Genomic DNA, 14,349 nt, shown 5'->3' with positions numbered 1-14,349 from the left:
CATGCAGAAGCCAAATTTCTTCATGATTTCAGCACCCAAACAGATCGTTCCAAAAAACGAACCCCATGAAGCACAGCACCAGAAGCAACCCGGCCCGATAGGCCATTTCCATCATCCGTTCCGACACCGGACGGCGAATGACAGCCTCCACCCCGTAGAACAAGAGGTGACCGCCGTCGAGGGGGGGAATCGGCAAAAGGTTCAGAATTCCGATGCCAACGGATAGCAGTGCAACCAGCTGCACGAGCCATTCGAATCCCAGTTTCGCAGCCCTGCCCGCCATGTCGGCGATCTTCACCGGGCCGCCCAGCTGACATTTGTCTTCGCGCCCGACAACAAAGCGCTGCAGGAACTGGCCGGTGCGCTGGATGACGTGACCGGTTTCCTCGACCGCTGCCGCGACAGCTCCAACAGGCGTGTAGGTGATGAGCCGTGGCTGGCCGAGTTCCTTGTTGTTGACGACACCGATTACAGCGACCTTGACCTTGTTGCCGAGCGCGTCTTCCTGTTCCATCAGCCGCGGTGCCGCGGTCACAGTGACCTCCCGGCCGTCGCGCAGCATAACGAAAGTGATTGCGTCGTCCGCACGGCCCGAGACCAGGCGTTGAACGTCGCCAAAGGTTTCGACCTTGTTGCCGTCGACGCTGACGAATCGGTCGCCGGGAAGGATGCCGGCCTTCGCCGCCGGGCTGTCGGCGGTGACCTCGGCCACCATCGGCTCGGCGACATAGCGGCCATAGGCGGTGAACAGCACGGAAAAGACGACGATCGTCAGCAGGAAATTGAACAGCGGTCCGGCCACCACCGTTGCCGCGCGCTTCCAGATCGGCTGCGTGTGGAAGGCGACCTTGCGCTCTTCCTCGGTCAGCGTTTCAATTTCTTCCGACGTCGGCTGGCTCGATGTGGCGTTCATGTCGCCGACGAATTTGACATAGCCGCCAAGCGGTATCGCACACAGTTTCCAGCGCGTGCCGTGGCTGTCGTTGAAGCCGAAGAGTTCCGGGCCGAAGCCGATCGAGAAGGCCCTGACGCCGATGCCGCACCAGCGCCCGATAAGGTAATGGCCCATTTCGTGGACGAACACGACCACGGTCAGCACGAAGAGGAATGGCACCAGCGTGCCGAGGACAAAGCCTTGTGTGCTGAAAAGCGCGTGAAGAATCTCGTTCAAGACAAACCCTCAATTCTTCCACGGCGCAGACTGCGCCGTGACTGTGACACCAATCCGGGCGAATCCAAGGCGCATCGCGCAAAGGACCTGAAATGACACCACTCAAACGGGAAACAGACCCTGCGCCGGATGATCGGCGTTCGCCGAAATCCAGCCGATGACGTATAGGGCGAATGCAGCTGCGACAAGCCCATCGACACGATCCATGACGCCGCCATGGCCCGGGATGAGCGCGCCTGAGTCCTTGCGGCCATGGCGGCGCTTGACCCAGGATTCAAACAGGTCGCCTGCCTGCGAGACAATCGACAGCACGAGCGCCACCAGGCCGAGCAATGCCAGATTGCCGACACCGGCAGCTACGGCGAGGACCAGCCCGGCGACGACGCCGCCGAGCGCACCGCCGAGCGCGCCGCTGCGCGTCTTGCCGGGCGAGATAGAGGGCGCCAGTTTCGGCCCCCCAACGGCACGGCCAACGAAATAGGCAAGGATATCGGTGGCCCAGACGACCGCAAACAGGAACAGGATGGCAATGAGGCCCGAACGATCGCCATCGCGCAGCAAGGCGAGCGACAGGCCTGAAACCGCGGCATAGGCGAGGCCGCTCGCATCCCATTGTCCGGTCTTGCGAAGCGAGGCGGCTATCGCCGTTGCGGCAACAATGGCCGCCACAAGCGGCAGCAGCCAGGAGGCGGCCAGGCCGCCGATCAAGGCGCCAACGAAGACGACCAGCAATGCTTCCGGCAGGAAACCCAGGCCCGTGGCCCCGGTCGGGCGCGACATGCGGGTCCATTCATAGAAGATCGCCGCCGATATCACGGCGCACAGCAGCCGGAACGGCAGACCGCCGATCCAGGTCAGACCGAGAGTGATGATGGCGAGCACGATCGCCGAAACGACACGCAGCTGGAGATTGCTCATCCCGCGGCCGGTCGCGAAGCGACGTCCTGGCCTCCAAGTCCACCGAACCGGCGTTCGCGGCCAGCAAACTCACGCAAGGCCTCGGCAAGGTGCTCGCGGCTGAAGTCGGGCCAGTAGCAAGGCAGGAAGACGAGCTCGCTATAGGCGGCCTGCCACAGGAGGAAATTCGACAGGCGAAGCTCGCCGCTGGTGCGAATGACCAGTTCCGGGTCGGGAATGCCTTGCGTATCAAGCGCAACGGCAAAGCTTTCGGCAGATATCGCCTCGGCGTCGAGTTCGCCACGCGCCACGGCCAAAGCGAGCTTTTGCGCCGTGCGAACGATCTCGTCGCGTCCGCCATAGTTGAAGGCGATCACCAGCGTCAGCGATTCGTTTGCGGCCGTCAGCGTTTCGGCCTCGTCGAGCAGTCCCCTGATATCGGGCTGCAGCCCTGCCCGGTCGCCGATGATTCTAACCCGCACACCGCTCTGGTGCAGTTCGGCAAGGTCACGGCGGATGAACATTTTCAGAAGGCCCATCAGGTCGCTGACCTCGGATTTCGGCCGCGACCAGTTCTCCGAGGAGAAAGCGTAGACGGTCAGGTAGGAGATGCCGAGCCCGGGTGCTGCGCGCACCGTCTTGCGCAGCGCCTCGACGCCGGCACGATGGCCCGCAAGACGAGGCAAGCCGCGCGCCTTGGCCCAGCGTCCGTTTCCGTCCATGATGATCGCGACATGCGCGGGCGTTGCCATGTTCTCGCTTTCGGGTCAGCCGGAGGCCAAGACCCTAAACCTGCATGATTTCAGCTTCCTTATCGGAAAGCAGGTGGTCGATGGTGCTGATCGTCTCGTCGGTAAGTTTCTGAACCTGGTCCGAGCGCTTGCGCTGATCGTCCTCGCTGATGTCGCCGTCCTTCTCCGCCTTCTTCAGGAAGTCCATGCCGTCGCGGCGCACATGGCGCGCGGCGACCCGGGCGTTCTCGGCGTAGGTGTGCGAGATCTTGACCAGTTCCTTGCGTCGCTGTTCGTTGAGTTCGGGAAGCGGAATCCTGAGGTTGGTGCCGTCCACGATCGGGTTGAAACCCAGATTGGATTCGCGGATCGCGCGGGCGACCGCGCCGACCATCGACTTGTCCCATACCGATACCGAGATCATGCGCGGCTCCGGCACCGAGACGTTGGCGACCTGGTTGATCGGCATGGTGGTGCCATAGGCCTGCACCTGGATCGCATCGAGCAGATTGCTGGAGGCGCGACCGGTCCGCAGCGAAGCCAGATCATGCTTGAACGCGGCGATGGCCCCATCCATGCGCCGCTTGAGATCGTCGTACTCACCACTCATCTTTATCTCCTCGACCCGTCTAATGCGGGCTCACTGCTTCGGGCCGTCTTCGAATCGGACCTTCGAAAACCGGTTTCCCTTCGGGCCTGGCCGCCGATCAATCGTCCGCGACGACCGTGCAGCGGCCGCCGCCCCTCAGAATATCGCCGAAACCACCTTTTTCGTGGATCGAATAGACGATTATCGGAATGTTGTTTTCGCGCGCAAGTGCAATCGCTGCAGTATCCATGATGGAAAGGCCGCGATTTATGACTTCGCCATGGCTGATGCGCTCGAAACGCGTCGCGCTCGGGTCCTTCTTCGGGTCCGCCGAGTAGACGCCGTCGACCTGAGTGCCCTTGAACAGTGCGTCGGCGCCAATTTCAGCCGCGCGAAGGGCGGCGGCCGAATCAGTGGTGAAGAACGGATTGCCAGTGCCGCCGGCGAAGATCACCACCTTGCCCTGGTTCATGTAGGCAGTCGCCTGGCGCTGCGAAAAGCTCTCGCAGAGTTCGGGCATGGCGATCGCCGAAAGCACCACGGCGTCGACGCCGATCTTGTTCAACGACGTGCGCAGCGCCAGCGAGTTGATCACCGTGGCAAGCATGCCCATGTGGTCGCCGGTGACACGGTCGCCGCCCTTGGAGGCAACGGCCACGCCGCGAAAGATGTTGCCGCCGCCGATGACGACACCGACCTCGATGCCCAATGCACGCGCCTCGGCGATGTCGCCGGCGATGCGATCCACCACTGAAACGTCGATGCCGAAATGCTGCTCGCCCATCAACGCTTCGCCCGACGCTTTCAACAAGACACGTCGGTAGAGGGGCTTCACCGTCATCTGGGCCTCTTCATTTGCATGTGGCGCGTTCCGGTGGCTACCCTCGCGCAGGCGCCGCCTCGAAACAATGGCGTTCCGATACACGAAGGGCGCCGCGATGTCACGCGGCGCCCAAACGGCAAATTCGCCGGTTTCCTGTCCCATCAATCAATTGGTGGACACGCTGGCCGACTCTCCTTCGATAAGCACCGGTGACACGTAGTTGGAGGGCTTGTCGCCGGTTGTCGCGCCGCCGGTGACGCGCGCCTGTATCTGCGCGCCGAAATAGGAATAGGGAAACGGCGCTGGAGTTCTGCTGACCCTCTCCAGCCGGTCGCGATGCGCTTTCGGAATCTCGAAATCCAGCGCGCCAAGATTGTCCTGCATTTGGCTGAGCGTCGTCGCACCGAGAATGACGGTCGCGATCCCCGGCTGCGTCGCTACCCAGTTGAGCGCGACCTGAGGCATGCTGCGGCCGATCTCGGATGCGACCTTCTCGAGTTCGGCCACGATAGCCCAGTTGCGTTGCGTGAACTTTTGGAACCCCGGATGCGTCGAGTTGCGAAATCCGTCGAGCCGGCCCGCGGTTCCGGCCTGAGCCGGCCGATACTTGCCGCTCAGCAGTCCGCCGGCCAGCGGGCTCCACACCATGATGCCGGCGCCATGGCGCGTGCCGAATGGCACGAACTCATTCTCGATCACGCGTTCGGCCAATGAATATTCGAGCTGTAGCGCCGAAACCGGCTCATATCCGCGCAATTCGGCGATCGCCTGTGCGCGGCCCGCATACCAGGCGGGCACATCCGAAAGGCCGACATGGCGCACCTTGCCCATCCGAACCAGGTCGTCCAGCGTGCGCACGACCTCCTCGGCCGGGGTCAGCCTGTCCCAGACATGCATGAGATAGAGATCGATATAGTCGGTCCCCAACCGTTTCAGCGAAGCATCGACGGCCCGCATGATGTTCTTGCGGCCATTGCCGCCGGCATTCGGATTGCCGGGCTGCATGTTCATGGTGAACTTGCTGGCGATCACCGCCATGTCGCGCAAGCCGCGCTCGGCGATGAATTCGCCAAGCCAGGCTTCGGCCGTGCCGTCTGTGTAGAGATCCGCCGTGTCGAAGAAATTGCCGCCCGCCTCGACATAGGCGTCGAACATCGCCCGCGCCGTATCCCTGTCGGCTCCCCAGCCCCATTCCGTGCCGAAAGTCATCGTGCCCAGCGCCAGCCGGCTGACCCTGAGGCCGCTGTTGCCAAGAGTGTAGTAGGTCATGGTCATAATCGTCTTCCAATGCTTGGTGACAGATGCCCGAGCGTCACTGGCCCGGAGTGGTCTTGACCCAGGGATTGCCGCGCTCGTGTGTCATGCGGAACGCAAAGCCATCGACCTTCCAGCCATCCGCAAAACGCGTCAGGTGATGCTTATAGGTGCCCCAGACCTCCCAAAGCGGGTCGCCATTGCCTTCCATCCGGTTCCAGGCATAGCCGTTTGACAGGACAGTCGCCGTGTCCCCTTCGAGAACGACATGGTGATTGGTGCGCAGATGCAGGCTTGTCTTGCTGCCCTTGAGGTTGGCCGCCCAGGCGCCAATCAGGTCGTCGGAAGCGATGTTGGCCGCCGGCTGTCCGGAAAGGCTGCTGAAATCGGCAGTGGCCCGATCCGCGAAATAGCTGCGTGCAAGCTTCCAGTCCTGGGCGTCGACGGCCCGGTCGATGGCATCGGCAATGCGAATGACCGCGCGTTCGTCTGCGAGCGCCCGCCAGTCTGATGGCTCCGCCCCGCCGGCGTCCATCGGCGCCAACGCCATGCCTGCCGCGAAAGTTACGCGCTTCAACGCATTCATGTTCTTTCTCCTCGATGCCATCAGCCCATCGCCGATGTGCTGCGGACAATTTGGACCGCCAGGCTGACATCGATAAGATTGCATGGTTCGCATGGACCATGCGATATCATGCATGAATGGACCGGGACCTGCTCACTCACCTGCCTGTGATCGTCGCCGTGGCCCGACGCGGCGGGTTCGCGCTTGCCGCCGCCGAACTCGGCATGAGCCCTTCGGCAGTCAGCCATGCGGTGCGCATTGTCGAAGAGCGGATCGGCCAGCCTTTGTTCGCACGGACGACGCGCAGCGTTTCGCTCACCGAGGCCGGCAAGGCGCTGGTGGAAACGGCGGCTCCGGCCCTCCAGGATATTGCCGAGCGGATGGACCGTATCCGCAGCGTCAAAGGCAGGCCGTCTGGCCTGCTCAGGATCAACGCCTCCAACATCGCCATACCATTGGCGGTGACGCCGGTGGTCGCCGCGATGGCCGAGCGCTATCCGGAGGTTACGGTCGAGGTCTTCGCTGACCAGGGTCTGGTTGATATCGTCGGCGAAGGCTTCGATGCCGGCATCCGGCTTGGCGAGATGATCGCCCAGGACATGGTCGCGGTCCGGCTGACGCCGCCGTTCTCCGTCGTCATCGTGGCCTCGCCCGCTTATGTCGGACGGCACGGCCGTCCCAGCAGCGTTGCCGATTTGGCGAGCCACAATTGTATTGGCTACCGGCTCGTCCGCTCCGGTGCGCTCTATCGCTGGGATCTGATCGAGGATGGCAAGGACATCGCCATGGAGACGCGGGGCAGCGTTGTCGTGACGGATTCGCTCGCAGCAATCGATCTTGCGCTTGCAGGCGTCGGGCTTGCCTATGTCTTCGAGCCGCTGGCGCGCGCCGATCTTGCCGCGGGCCGCCTGGTCCAGGTGCTGCCGCAGACGGCGATCGAGGAACCGGGGCTATTCCTCTATTTCCCGCGCCGGGCGTCAATGGCGCCGAAGCTCAGGGCCTTTATCGACACCGCACAAGAAATCGGCCGGGCATCCTTGCGGACACCCGGCCGAGTTGCCTGAGCTGAGAAGCCCCTTCAGGGGGCTATTTGTAAGGATTATTTCTTCACCGCAGCCGCGACTTCCGCCGCGAAATCGGTCTCTTCCTTTTCAATGCCTTCGCCGAGCGCAAAGCGCAGATAGGCGGAGATCTTGGCCGGAGCGCCGATTTCCTTCTCGGCATCCTTCAGTGCCTGCTCGACAGTGATGTCGGGATTGAGCACGAAGGCCTGCTTCAGGAGCACGACTTCCTCATAGAACTTGCGTAGGCGGCCTTCGACCATCTTTTCGATGATCGCTTCCGGCTTGCCGGACTGGCGCGCCTGATCGGCGAAGATCGCCTTCTCGCGCTCGACCGCAGCCGGATCGATCTGCTCGGCCGTCAGCGCCAGCGGGTTGGTGGCGGCGACATGCATGGCAACCTGGCGGCCAAAGGCGTTGGCGGCATGCTCATTGCCCGTGGTCTCGATCGCGACCAGAACGCCGAGCTTGCCAAGACCATCGGCAACTGCGTTGTGGACGTAGGTGGCGACAGCACCGTGCGGGACGGTGAGCTTGGCCGAGCGGCGGAAGCCCATGTTTTCGCCGATGGTGCCGACAGCGTCCTTGATGGTGTCGGCAACCGACTTGTCGGAACCTGGATACTTTGCGGCGGCCACAGCCTCCGTCGTGCCGTAGGCCAGCGCAACCTTGGCAACATTGGCGACGATTTCCTGAAACGCGGCGTTGCGGGCAACGAAGTCGGTCTCGGAATTGACTTCCACGACGGCAGCCTCGCGCACGCCGTTGTCGACGCCGATCAGGCCCTCAGCCGCGGTGCGGCCAGCCTTCTTGTCAGCCTTGGAGATACCCTTCTTGCGCAGCCAGTCGACGGCCTCTTCCATGTTGCCGTTGGTCTCGGTCAACGCCGCCTTGCAATCCATCATGCCCGCGCCGGTCAAGTCGCGGAGTTCTTTGACCTGTGCAGCCGAAATGCTCATTGTCGCCTCTTTGTTTTAAATGCACCGACGCACCATCGGTATTCGATGGTGCGTCTGTTTAGCGTGCCAGAATATGAGAAAGATGAAGGCCGCAACCGGCCTTCGATTATCAAGCTTCCGGAGCGTCTGCAGCCGGGGCCGGAGCCGGGTCGAGCGCCGGTTCGACGGGAGCTTCGATCGAAGCGCCGATGTCGACGCCGAGCGCGCCCTGCTGACGGGCGATGCCGTCGATCGCAGCCTTGGCGATCAGATCGCAATAGAGCTGGATGGCGCGGGCTGCGTCGTCATTGCCGGGGATCGGGAAGTCGATCTTGTCCGGATCGCAGTTCGAATCGATGATGGCGACGACCGGAATGCCGAGGCGCTTGGCCTCGAGAATGGCGATCGCTTCCTTGTTGGTGTCGATCACGAACATCAGGTCGGGCGTCGAGCCCATGTCCTTGATGCCGCCCAGCGCCTTGTCGAGCTTCTCGCGCTCGCGGTCGAGGTTCAGGCGTTCCTTCTTGGTCAACCCTTGCGCCTCGCCGGCCAGCATCTCGTCGAGCTTGCGCAGGCGCTGGATCGAATTCGAGATCGTCTTCCAGTTGGTCAGCATGCCGCCGAGCCAACGCGAGTTGACATAGTACTGAGCCGAACGCTGTGCCGCATCGGCGACGATGTCGGACGCCTGGCGCTTGGTGCCGACGAACAGCACGCGGCCGCCCTTGGCGACGGTGTCGGAAACCTGCTTCAGCGCCTGGTGCAGCAAAGGCACCGTCTGGCTGAGGTCGATGATGTGGATGTTGTTGCGGGCGCCATAGATGTAGGGCGCCATTTTCGGGTTCCAGCGATGGGTCTGGTGGCCGAAGTGAATGCCAGCTTCCAAAAGCTGGCGCATGCTGAAATCAGGCAGTGCCATTCAAAGTTCCTTTCCGGTTAGCCTCCACGGACACAGGCATTTTTGGACTTTGTCCTCGAACGCCACCGGAGGTTTCAGCCGGATTTCTCCCGGGCAGACACCAAAGTCCGTGTGTGGAATGAGCGCGCATATAGAGGGGATGCGCGATAAACGCAAGCGCCGCGGGACCTGTGTGCGGCGTGCGACGATCCGCGCGCTGCCGTCAGCGCTTTATCTTGCCGTTCGGCACCCGCACCCGCCGGAAGACCGCGACGATCTCCTCGCGGCTGCATTCGATGGCGCCGAGCCGCACCGCTCGGTCACGCTCGAAGCCGGTTATGTCATAATGCGGCGCCGATGTCTTGGGCGGCCCCTGGTAGGATGAGCGCTTGACGCCAAGATGCGCGGCAAAGCGATGCAACTCGTCGGTGTCGTCGGCCAACAGATGGCACCAGCGATGGCCGGCCCAGTTCCAGATCGCTGCGTCGACATAGGCTGCCATAAAGCTTGCTGTCTGCCTTCCATCCGTCACGACAGTCGGCCACATGGCCCGGCTGATATCAGTGACGATAGAATGGATTCGGATAGAAAATGAAGCCGCCATTGGCTGCAAGCTCGGCGACGATGTTGGTGACTGTATCCTGCATGCGACGGTGCAGATCGGCAACCGCATCGTCGATCGAGCCCGTATGCTCATGCAAGCCCAGTGCCTCCGGCACCCGGATGTGGGCGCAACGCGGCCCGGCTGGCTGCGGAACGAACCGGTTCATCGTGTCGCGCAGCCCGCCCCGACAATAGTCGTTGCGGATCCGCTTCAGATGTTCGGCGATCTCCTCCTGGCTAATGCGCGGATTGGCGCAGGCCCAGGGTCCGACGCGTTGCAGCCTCTGAACTCTATCGACGAGCGCGCGGACCTGCCTTTGCCGTTCGGCATCGCCAGTGTTTTCGCGCTGCCAGCGGCGCGCCCGCCGCAGAAGCTCGGTGATGTCGGCGACATCAATGTCGGCTGAGATGCTTTTGCCGAGCTGGCGGCTGAGCTCGGTGACCAAAACCCTCTGACGCTGGGCATAGGAAGCGCCTTGGTCGAACGGCATGCCGCTGGCAGCTTCATCGCGGGCCAGCAGTGTCGAATAGACATGGTGAATGCGCTGCGGCAGCGTGTCGGTCGCCTGGCGTTCTATTTTGAGGTTTTTCTCGACATAGGCGCATTCCTTCGCCAGTGCCGCTTCGACGTTGCCGGTGAAGGCAAGCTTCCAGACGACGGGCGCGATCCAGACCTTGAAATTGGAATCCGTGGCCCGACCGCGCTTGAGGGCTTCCAGTCCCATCTCGACGGCACCCGGCAGCAAAGACGCAACGACATTGGCATGCCAGCCGACGCCGCCTTCGGGATGCAGCAGCACGCCATGGCCTTTCAGGGCCCAGGCGATCGAGTGTTCCTTCGCTGCCCCGCTGTTGCCGGGAATCTGGGCGATCAGATTGTTGGCAAGCCAGAACTTCTGCATCAGCCGGCCAAGCCCGTTGACGACACCATTGGTCGCCCATGAGGCCGTGAGCGGGCTGACCTGCGACACGATTTCCTTGTCGATAATCCAGTCGGTGAAGAACTCGGGATGATTGGGTGTGATGAAGGTCGCCTTCCCTGCCCCGCAACTGGCCTTCAGCCGCTCAAGATCGGCGTCGGGAAAGTCGATATGGCGGACATTTGAGACGCCGCGCAGACCGGCCAGGCGATTGAACGGCAACAGATCCCGAAACCCGGGAATGCCGCGCAGCATGACGATCCGGTTGACGGATGTCATGGCCCTGATCAGTGCCGGGTTGGGCCGCGGCGCGACGAACGTATCGATCCTGCTCAAGCTGATCCCCCTCGCGCCTGGACGCTGGGAAGCAGGTTGGGAGACGATTGCGGCACGTTCAAGTCGTTCGTTACGACCACGCCGTGCCGTGGCAAATCAGCTGCCTAGACAGGCACTATTTGGCGGGACAAGGTTTTGTCTGGTCGAACAGCGACAGGTTGACCAGCTTGCCGGTCATCGAGAAGTCGCCATAGTCCATGACGAGATCGCGGGTGATGCCGTTCTCATGCAGCTTGAAGCTGATACGGTATTCCGGAACCTCTTCGCCGGTCTTGTTGGTGTCGTCGAAATAGGCGATGTCGACCGGCCAGTATTTGTCGGTGGCGAGCTTTGCCAGTGCCGAAGCTTCCGGGTCGGCCTTGTCGGCATCGGTTTTCTTGCCGACAACGACGGTGGTGGTCATCACCTTGTTGGCGTCTTCGGAACCGTCGAACAGGTTGGTTTCGTAAAAATTCTCGCCTTTTTCGGCCTTGCCGATCAATTCGACCAAATGCTGGGTCGGGAATTGGGTTGTCGCGAGCTCGACGCTGTTCTTTTCAGGCTTGTCGATGTCGACCTTCAGGCCCTTGGTTTCTTTCGTGGCGATGCCCTTGACCTCCTTGTCGAGATTCTGGTCGACGAAGGATTTTGTCACGAACGAAAAGGTCTTGCCCTCGGCATCCTCGAAAGTGGTCGTCTGCTGGTCCGTCAACCTGGTGTTGTCGGCGGTGACGATCTGGGTGACGAAACGGAATTTCACCGTATAGCCTTCGCAGGCCGAGCCGTTGAACTCATAGACCATGCGGCCGGATATGCCTGTGATGCCGGACTGATCGGAAGCCTTTTTTAGGGTAAGATCGTAAACGGCGCGGTGGGCTTGCAGCGCCGGCGCTGCGAAGACAGGGCCTATCGAGAAGATGCCCGACAACAGGACGGCATGGAATGCGAGGCGCGTTGCGCGCATGAGGTACTCCGATCGTCGCGACTGATGGCAGGCCGCAGGGAAAGATGGTCCAGCTTAAAAAAAGTCGTGGCGGAAGCGAGGCAAAAATAGCAATTTCGGCCCGGCCGGCGCGGCGTCACCAAGCAATAGGGAAATACCATGAGTGAAACAATCGAAAAGCGGCTAAGCGATCTGGGCGTGACGCTTCCCGTCGCCGCCGCGCCCGCCGCCAACTACGTGCCCTATTGCAGGACCGGCAATTTGCTGTTCACTGCCGGGCAATTGCCGCTCAAGGACGGCAAGCTGCAGGCGAGCGGGCTGCTCGGCCGCGACGTCGACACGGCAGGCGGCAAGGACGCGGCAAAATACTGCGCGATCAACATCCTGGCGCAGGCCAAGGCAGCACTCGGCGACCTCGAGAAGATCAGCCGTCTGGTGAAGATCACCGTTTTCGTCGCCTCGACACCCGAGTTCGTCGAGCAGCATCTGGTTGCCAACGGCGCCTCCGATTTCCTGGTCGCCGCCCTTGGCGAGCGCGGCAAGCATGCACGCTCCGCCGTCGGCACGGCCTGCCTGCCGCTTAATGCCGCAGTGGAAATCGAAGCCATCTTCGAAGTCGCATGAGCCAGGGGACAGATATGACCGACCTATCCTGGCTGACCGCCCGGCCCGTCGCCCATCGCGGCTTCCACGACATGAACAAGACGCGCTGGGAAAACACGCTGTCGGCCTTTGCCGCAGCCGCCGAACGCGGCTACGCCATCGAATGCGACGTGCACCTGTCGTCCGACCGCGTTCCCGTCATCATCCATGACGGCGATCTCAAGCGCCTGACCGGCCAGGATGGTTTCGTCTGGCAGCGTACCGCAGCTGAACTCGCGGCGCTCAGGGTCGGTGGCACGGCGGACCATGTGCCGACGCTGCAGGAAGCGCTCGACCTGGTCGATGGCCGCGTGCCACTGGTCGTCGAGCTGAAAGGCACGCCCGGCTATGACGAAGGCCTGGTGGCAAGCGTCGGCAAGATGCTCAAGCGCTACAAGGGCAAGGCGGCGATCATGTCGTTCGACCATTGGCTGGTCCGCGATTTTCCAAAGGACGCGCCGGGTATCCCAGGGGGTCTCACCGCCTACGGCAAGGACGTCGGGTTGATCGAGGCGCATTTCGCCATGCTGGCGCATGAGATCGCCTTCACCTCCTACGCCGCCGGCGACCTGCCAAACCCATTTGTCAACTTCGTGCGTGAAAGGCTGAAAATGCCTGTTATCACCTGGACGGTGCATGACCAGCCGGCGGTCGACCTGACCTTCAGATATGCCGACCAGATGACGTTCGAAGGGTTCGAACCCGATCTGGTCAAAGTCGCCTGAGTGTCTGAAACGTGACTTGCACCAGGCCGGACGGAGCTTAAATAAGCCTCATGGATCAGGGCGACGAGGGTGACGGACAAACGGCCAATGCGGACTATTCGATCCGCGTCGCCGCCGGCATCGGCGCCTTCACCTGTGATGAATGGAATGGCTTTGCGGGAACTGCGCGCGGCGATTTAGAAACCAGCTACAATCCTTTGGTTTCATTCGCTTTTCTAGGCGCGCTTGAAGATTCTGGATGCGCCGTGCGGCGTACCGGCTGGCAGGGCCACCACCTCCGGCTGGAGGATGGGCAAGGCAGATTGCTGGGCGCGGTGCCCTGTTATCTCAAATCGCACAGCCAGGGCGAATATGTGTTCGACCATGGCTGGTCGGATGCGTTCGAACGCGCCGGTGGCCGTTACTATCCCAAACTGCAAAGTGCCGTGCCGTTCTCCCCGGTCACCGGCCCTCGCCTGCTGGTCACCAGGGGCGAGGACAGTGCCAAGGTGAAGGCCGGTCTCGCGGCGGGCCTAAAGGCGGTGACGCAAAAGCTCGGTGTCTCTTCCGCACATGTCACCTTCGCGCAAGAGAGCGATGTGGAGGTGCTGGAAGCAGCCGGTTTCCTGCACCGCACGGACCAGCAATTCCATTTCTTCAACGAAGGCTTTTCAACCTATGACGACTTCCTCGCCACCCTTGCCTCGCGCAAGCGAAAGGCGATGAAAAAGGAAAGGCGCGAAGCGCTTGCCCCAGGCATTTCAATCGACCGGCTGACCGGCAAGGACCTCACGGAGAAAGCCTGGGACGATTTCTTCGCCTTCTACATGGACACCGGCAGTCGCAAATGGGGCCGGCCCTATCTCAATCGTCAATTCTTCTCGATGATCGGCGAGCGCATGGCCGACGACATCCTGCTGGTGATGGCCAGGCGCAACGGGCGCTATATCGCCGGCGCGATCAATTTCATCGGCTCGGATGCACTCTATGGCCGCAACTGGGGCTGCATCGAGGACCATCCCTTCCTGCATTTCGAGGTCTGCTATCACCAGGCGATCGACTTCGCCATCGAGCGCAAGCTCAAGGTGGTCGAGGCGGGAGCGCAGGGCGAGCACAAGCTGGCGCGCGGCTACCGGCCGGTGACCATGCATTCCGCGCACTACATTGCGCACCCAGGCCTGCGCAACGCCGTCGCCGACTATCTCCGGCGCGAACGGCAGGAGGTGGAGCGGATGAGCGAATATCTGGAAGAGCATACCCCGTTCCGCAAGGATCTCGAGGAGTAGCCCCGGTTG

16 protein-coding genes are annotated in these 14,349 nt (G+C 62.1%); 4 read left to right on the top strand and 12 right to left on the bottom strand.

Annotated elements, in window-relative coordinates:
- Nucleotides 1-28: 28 nt before the first annotated feature.
- The 7 genes from rseP to AC0L2D_RS18070 form a co-directional block, all read right to left on the bottom strand.
- On the bottom strand, nucleotides 29-1,171 hold the full coding sequence (rseP, locus tag AC0L2D_RS18100) for an RIP metalloprotease RseP (RefSeq protein WP_473541745.1): 1,143 nt from the start codon (nucleotides 1,169-1,171) through the stop codon (nucleotides 29-31).
- Nucleotides 1,172-1,273: 102 nt separating this feature from the next.
- Nucleotides 1,274-2,089: a phosphatidate cytidylyltransferase gene (locus AC0L2D_RS18095; protein ID WP_127368446.1), complete on the bottom strand. Its 816-nt coding sequence runs from the start codon at nucleotides 2,087-2,089 to the stop codon at nucleotides 1,274-1,276.
- A complete protein-coding gene (locus AC0L2D_RS18090) occupies nucleotides 2,086-2,820 on the bottom strand; it encodes an isoprenyl transferase (protein WP_013531758.1) in 735 nt (244 codons plus the stop codon). The genes AC0L2D_RS18095 and AC0L2D_RS18090 overlap by 4 nt, the downstream gene beginning before the upstream one ends.
- Before the next feature lie 34 nt (nucleotides 2,821-2,854).
- The gene (gene frr, locus AC0L2D_RS18085) at nucleotides 2,855-3,409 is read right to left on the bottom strand and encodes a ribosome recycling factor (RefSeq protein WP_128309126.1); all 555 of its coding nucleotides are present in this window, start codon (nucleotides 3,407-3,409) and stop codon (nucleotides 2,855-2,857) included.
- 97 nt (nucleotides 3,410-3,506) lie between these two features.
- The gene (gene pyrH / locus AC0L2D_RS18080; RefSeq protein WP_027161554.1) at nucleotides 3,507-4,229 is read right to left on the bottom strand and encodes a UMP kinase; all 723 of its coding nucleotides are present in this window, start codon (nucleotides 4,227-4,229) and stop codon (nucleotides 3,507-3,509) included.
- Nucleotides 4,230-4,376: 147 nt separating this feature from the next.
- The gene (locus tag AC0L2D_RS18075) at nucleotides 4,377-5,486 is read right to left on the bottom strand and encodes an aldo/keto reductase (RefSeq protein ID WP_473541742.1); all 1,110 of its coding nucleotides are present in this window, start codon (nucleotides 5,484-5,486) and stop codon (nucleotides 4,377-4,379) included.
- 37 nt (nucleotides 5,487-5,523) lie between these two features.
- Nucleotides 5,524-6,051, bottom strand: coding sequence for a nuclear transport factor 2 family protein (locus AC0L2D_RS18070; protein ID WP_275953070.1), 528 nt, complete (start codon nucleotides 6,049-6,051; stop codon nucleotides 5,524-5,526).
- 116 nt (nucleotides 6,052-6,167) lie between these two features.
- On the opposite strand from AC0L2D_RS18070, the gene AC0L2D_RS18065 reads away from it, so the two are divergent.
- The gene (locus AC0L2D_RS18065; RefSeq protein WP_473541740.1) at nucleotides 6,168-7,094 is read left to right on the top strand and encodes a LysR family transcriptional regulator; all 927 of its coding nucleotides are present in this window, start codon (nucleotides 6,168-6,170) and stop codon (nucleotides 7,092-7,094) included.
- A gap of 35 nt (nucleotides 7,095-7,129) precedes the next feature.
- Here AC0L2D_RS18065 and tsf read toward each other — a convergent pair whose 3' ends face one another.
- The 5 genes from tsf to AC0L2D_RS18040 form a co-directional block, all read right to left on the bottom strand.
- Nucleotides 7,130-8,050 (bottom strand): translation elongation factor Ts, encoded by a 921-nt coding sequence (tsf, locus tag AC0L2D_RS18060; RefSeq protein WP_013531764.1) that lies wholly within the window; start codon nucleotides 8,048-8,050, stop codon nucleotides 7,130-7,132.
- 109 nt (nucleotides 8,051-8,159) lie between these two features.
- Complete coding sequence (rpsB, locus tag AC0L2D_RS18055) at nucleotides 8,160-8,948, bottom strand: 30S ribosomal protein S2 (protein WP_013531765.1); 789 nt, start codon at nucleotides 8,946-8,948, stop codon at nucleotides 8,160-8,162.
- A gap of 202 nt (nucleotides 8,949-9,150) precedes the next feature.
- Nucleotides 9,151-9,429: a DUF4031 domain-containing protein gene (locus AC0L2D_RS18050; RefSeq protein WP_013531766.1), complete on the bottom strand. Its 279-nt coding sequence runs from the start codon at nucleotides 9,427-9,429 to the stop codon at nucleotides 9,151-9,153.
- 58 nt (nucleotides 9,430-9,487) lie between these two features.
- Entirely contained in the window at nucleotides 9,488-10,786 is a 1,299-nt protein-coding gene (locus tag AC0L2D_RS18045) for a lysophospholipid acyltransferase family protein (protein ID WP_473541737.1), read from the bottom strand.
- Between the two features lie 115 nt (nucleotides 10,787-10,901).
- A complete protein-coding gene (locus tag AC0L2D_RS18040) occupies nucleotides 10,902-11,729 on the bottom strand; it encodes a cell envelope integrity EipB family protein (protein WP_013531768.1) in 828 nt (275 codons plus the stop codon).
- Nucleotides 11,730-11,867: 138 nt separating this feature from the next.
- On the opposite strand from AC0L2D_RS18040, the gene AC0L2D_RS18035 reads away from it, so the two are divergent.
- Genes AC0L2D_RS18035 through AC0L2D_RS18025 form a run of 3 tightly spaced genes read left to right on the top strand, consistent with a single transcriptional unit; the run spans nucleotide 11,868 to nucleotide 14,340 of the window.
- The gene (locus AC0L2D_RS18035; RefSeq protein ID WP_064995858.1) at nucleotides 11,868-12,332 is read left to right on the top strand and encodes a RidA family protein; all 465 of its coding nucleotides are present in this window, start codon (nucleotides 11,868-11,870) and stop codon (nucleotides 12,330-12,332) included.
- A 14-nt stretch (nucleotides 12,333-12,346) separates the two neighbouring features.
- On the top strand, nucleotides 12,347-13,075 hold the full coding sequence (locus AC0L2D_RS18030) for a glycerophosphodiester phosphodiesterase (protein WP_473541734.1): 729 nt from the start codon (nucleotides 12,347-12,349) through the stop codon (nucleotides 13,073-13,075).
- 50 nt (nucleotides 13,076-13,125) lie between these two features.
- Entirely contained in the window at nucleotides 13,126-14,340 is a 1,215-nt protein-coding gene (locus AC0L2D_RS18025) for a GNAT family N-acetyltransferase (protein WP_224619229.1), read from the top strand.
- The last annotated feature ends 9 nt before the right edge of the window (nucleotides 14,341-14,349 follow it).

Source organism: Mesorhizobium sp. WSM4833 (assembly GCF_055811095.1).
Note: the sequence above shows the minus strand (reverse complement) of the source record. Positions and strands in the feature narration are given on the sequence as shown.

Coding starts and splice junctions, on each gene's coding strand:
- tsf (WP_013531764.1), bottom strand. CDS start 8,050: ATGAGCATTTCGGCTGCACAGGTCAAAGAACTCCGCGACTTGACCGGC.
- rpsB (WP_013531765.1), bottom strand. CDS start 8,948: ATGGCACTGCCTGATTTCAGCATGCGCCAGCTTTTGGAAGCTGGCATT.
- AC0L2D_RS18030 (WP_473541734.1), top strand. CDS start 12,347: ATGACCGACCTATCCTGGCTGACCGCCCGGCCCGTCGCCCATCGCGGC.
- AC0L2D_RS18070 (WP_275953070.1), bottom strand. CDS start 6,051: ATGAATGCGTTGAAGCGCGTAACTTTCGCGGCAGGCATGGCGTTGGCG.
- AC0L2D_RS18065 (WP_473541740.1), top strand. CDS start 6,168: ATGGACCGGGACCTGCTCACTCACCTGCCTGTGATCGTCGCCGTGGCC.
- AC0L2D_RS18035 (WP_064995858.1), top strand. CDS start 11,868: ATGAGTGAAACAATCGAAAAGCGGCTAAGCGATCTGGGCGTGACGCTT.
- pyrH (WP_027161554.1), bottom strand. CDS start 4,229: ATGACGGTGAAGCCCCTCTACCGACGTGTCTTGTTGAAAGCGTCGGGC.
- AC0L2D_RS18040 (WP_013531768.1), bottom strand. CDS start 11,729: ATGCGCGCAACGCGCCTCGCATTCCATGCCGTCCTGTTGTCGGGCATC.
- AC0L2D_RS18075 (WP_473541742.1), bottom strand. CDS start 5,486: ATGACCATGACCTACTACACTCTTGGCAACAGCGGCCTCAGGGTCAGC.
- AC0L2D_RS18095 (WP_127368446.1), bottom strand. CDS start 2,089: ATGAGCAATCTCCAGCTGCGTGTCGTTTCGGCGATCGTGCTCGCCATC.
- frr (WP_128309126.1), bottom strand. CDS start 3,409: ATGAGTGGTGAGTACGACGATCTCAAGCGGCGCATGGATGGGGCCATC.
- AC0L2D_RS18050 (WP_013531766.1), bottom strand. CDS start 9,429: ATGGCAGCCTATGTCGACGCAGCGATCTGGAACTGGGCCGGCCATCGC.
- AC0L2D_RS18090 (WP_013531758.1), bottom strand. CDS start 2,820: ATGGCAACGCCCGCGCATGTCGCGATCATCATGGACGGAAACGGACGC.
- AC0L2D_RS18025 (WP_224619229.1), top strand. CDS start 13,126: ATGGATCAGGGCGACGAGGGTGACGGACAAACGGCCAATGCGGACTAT.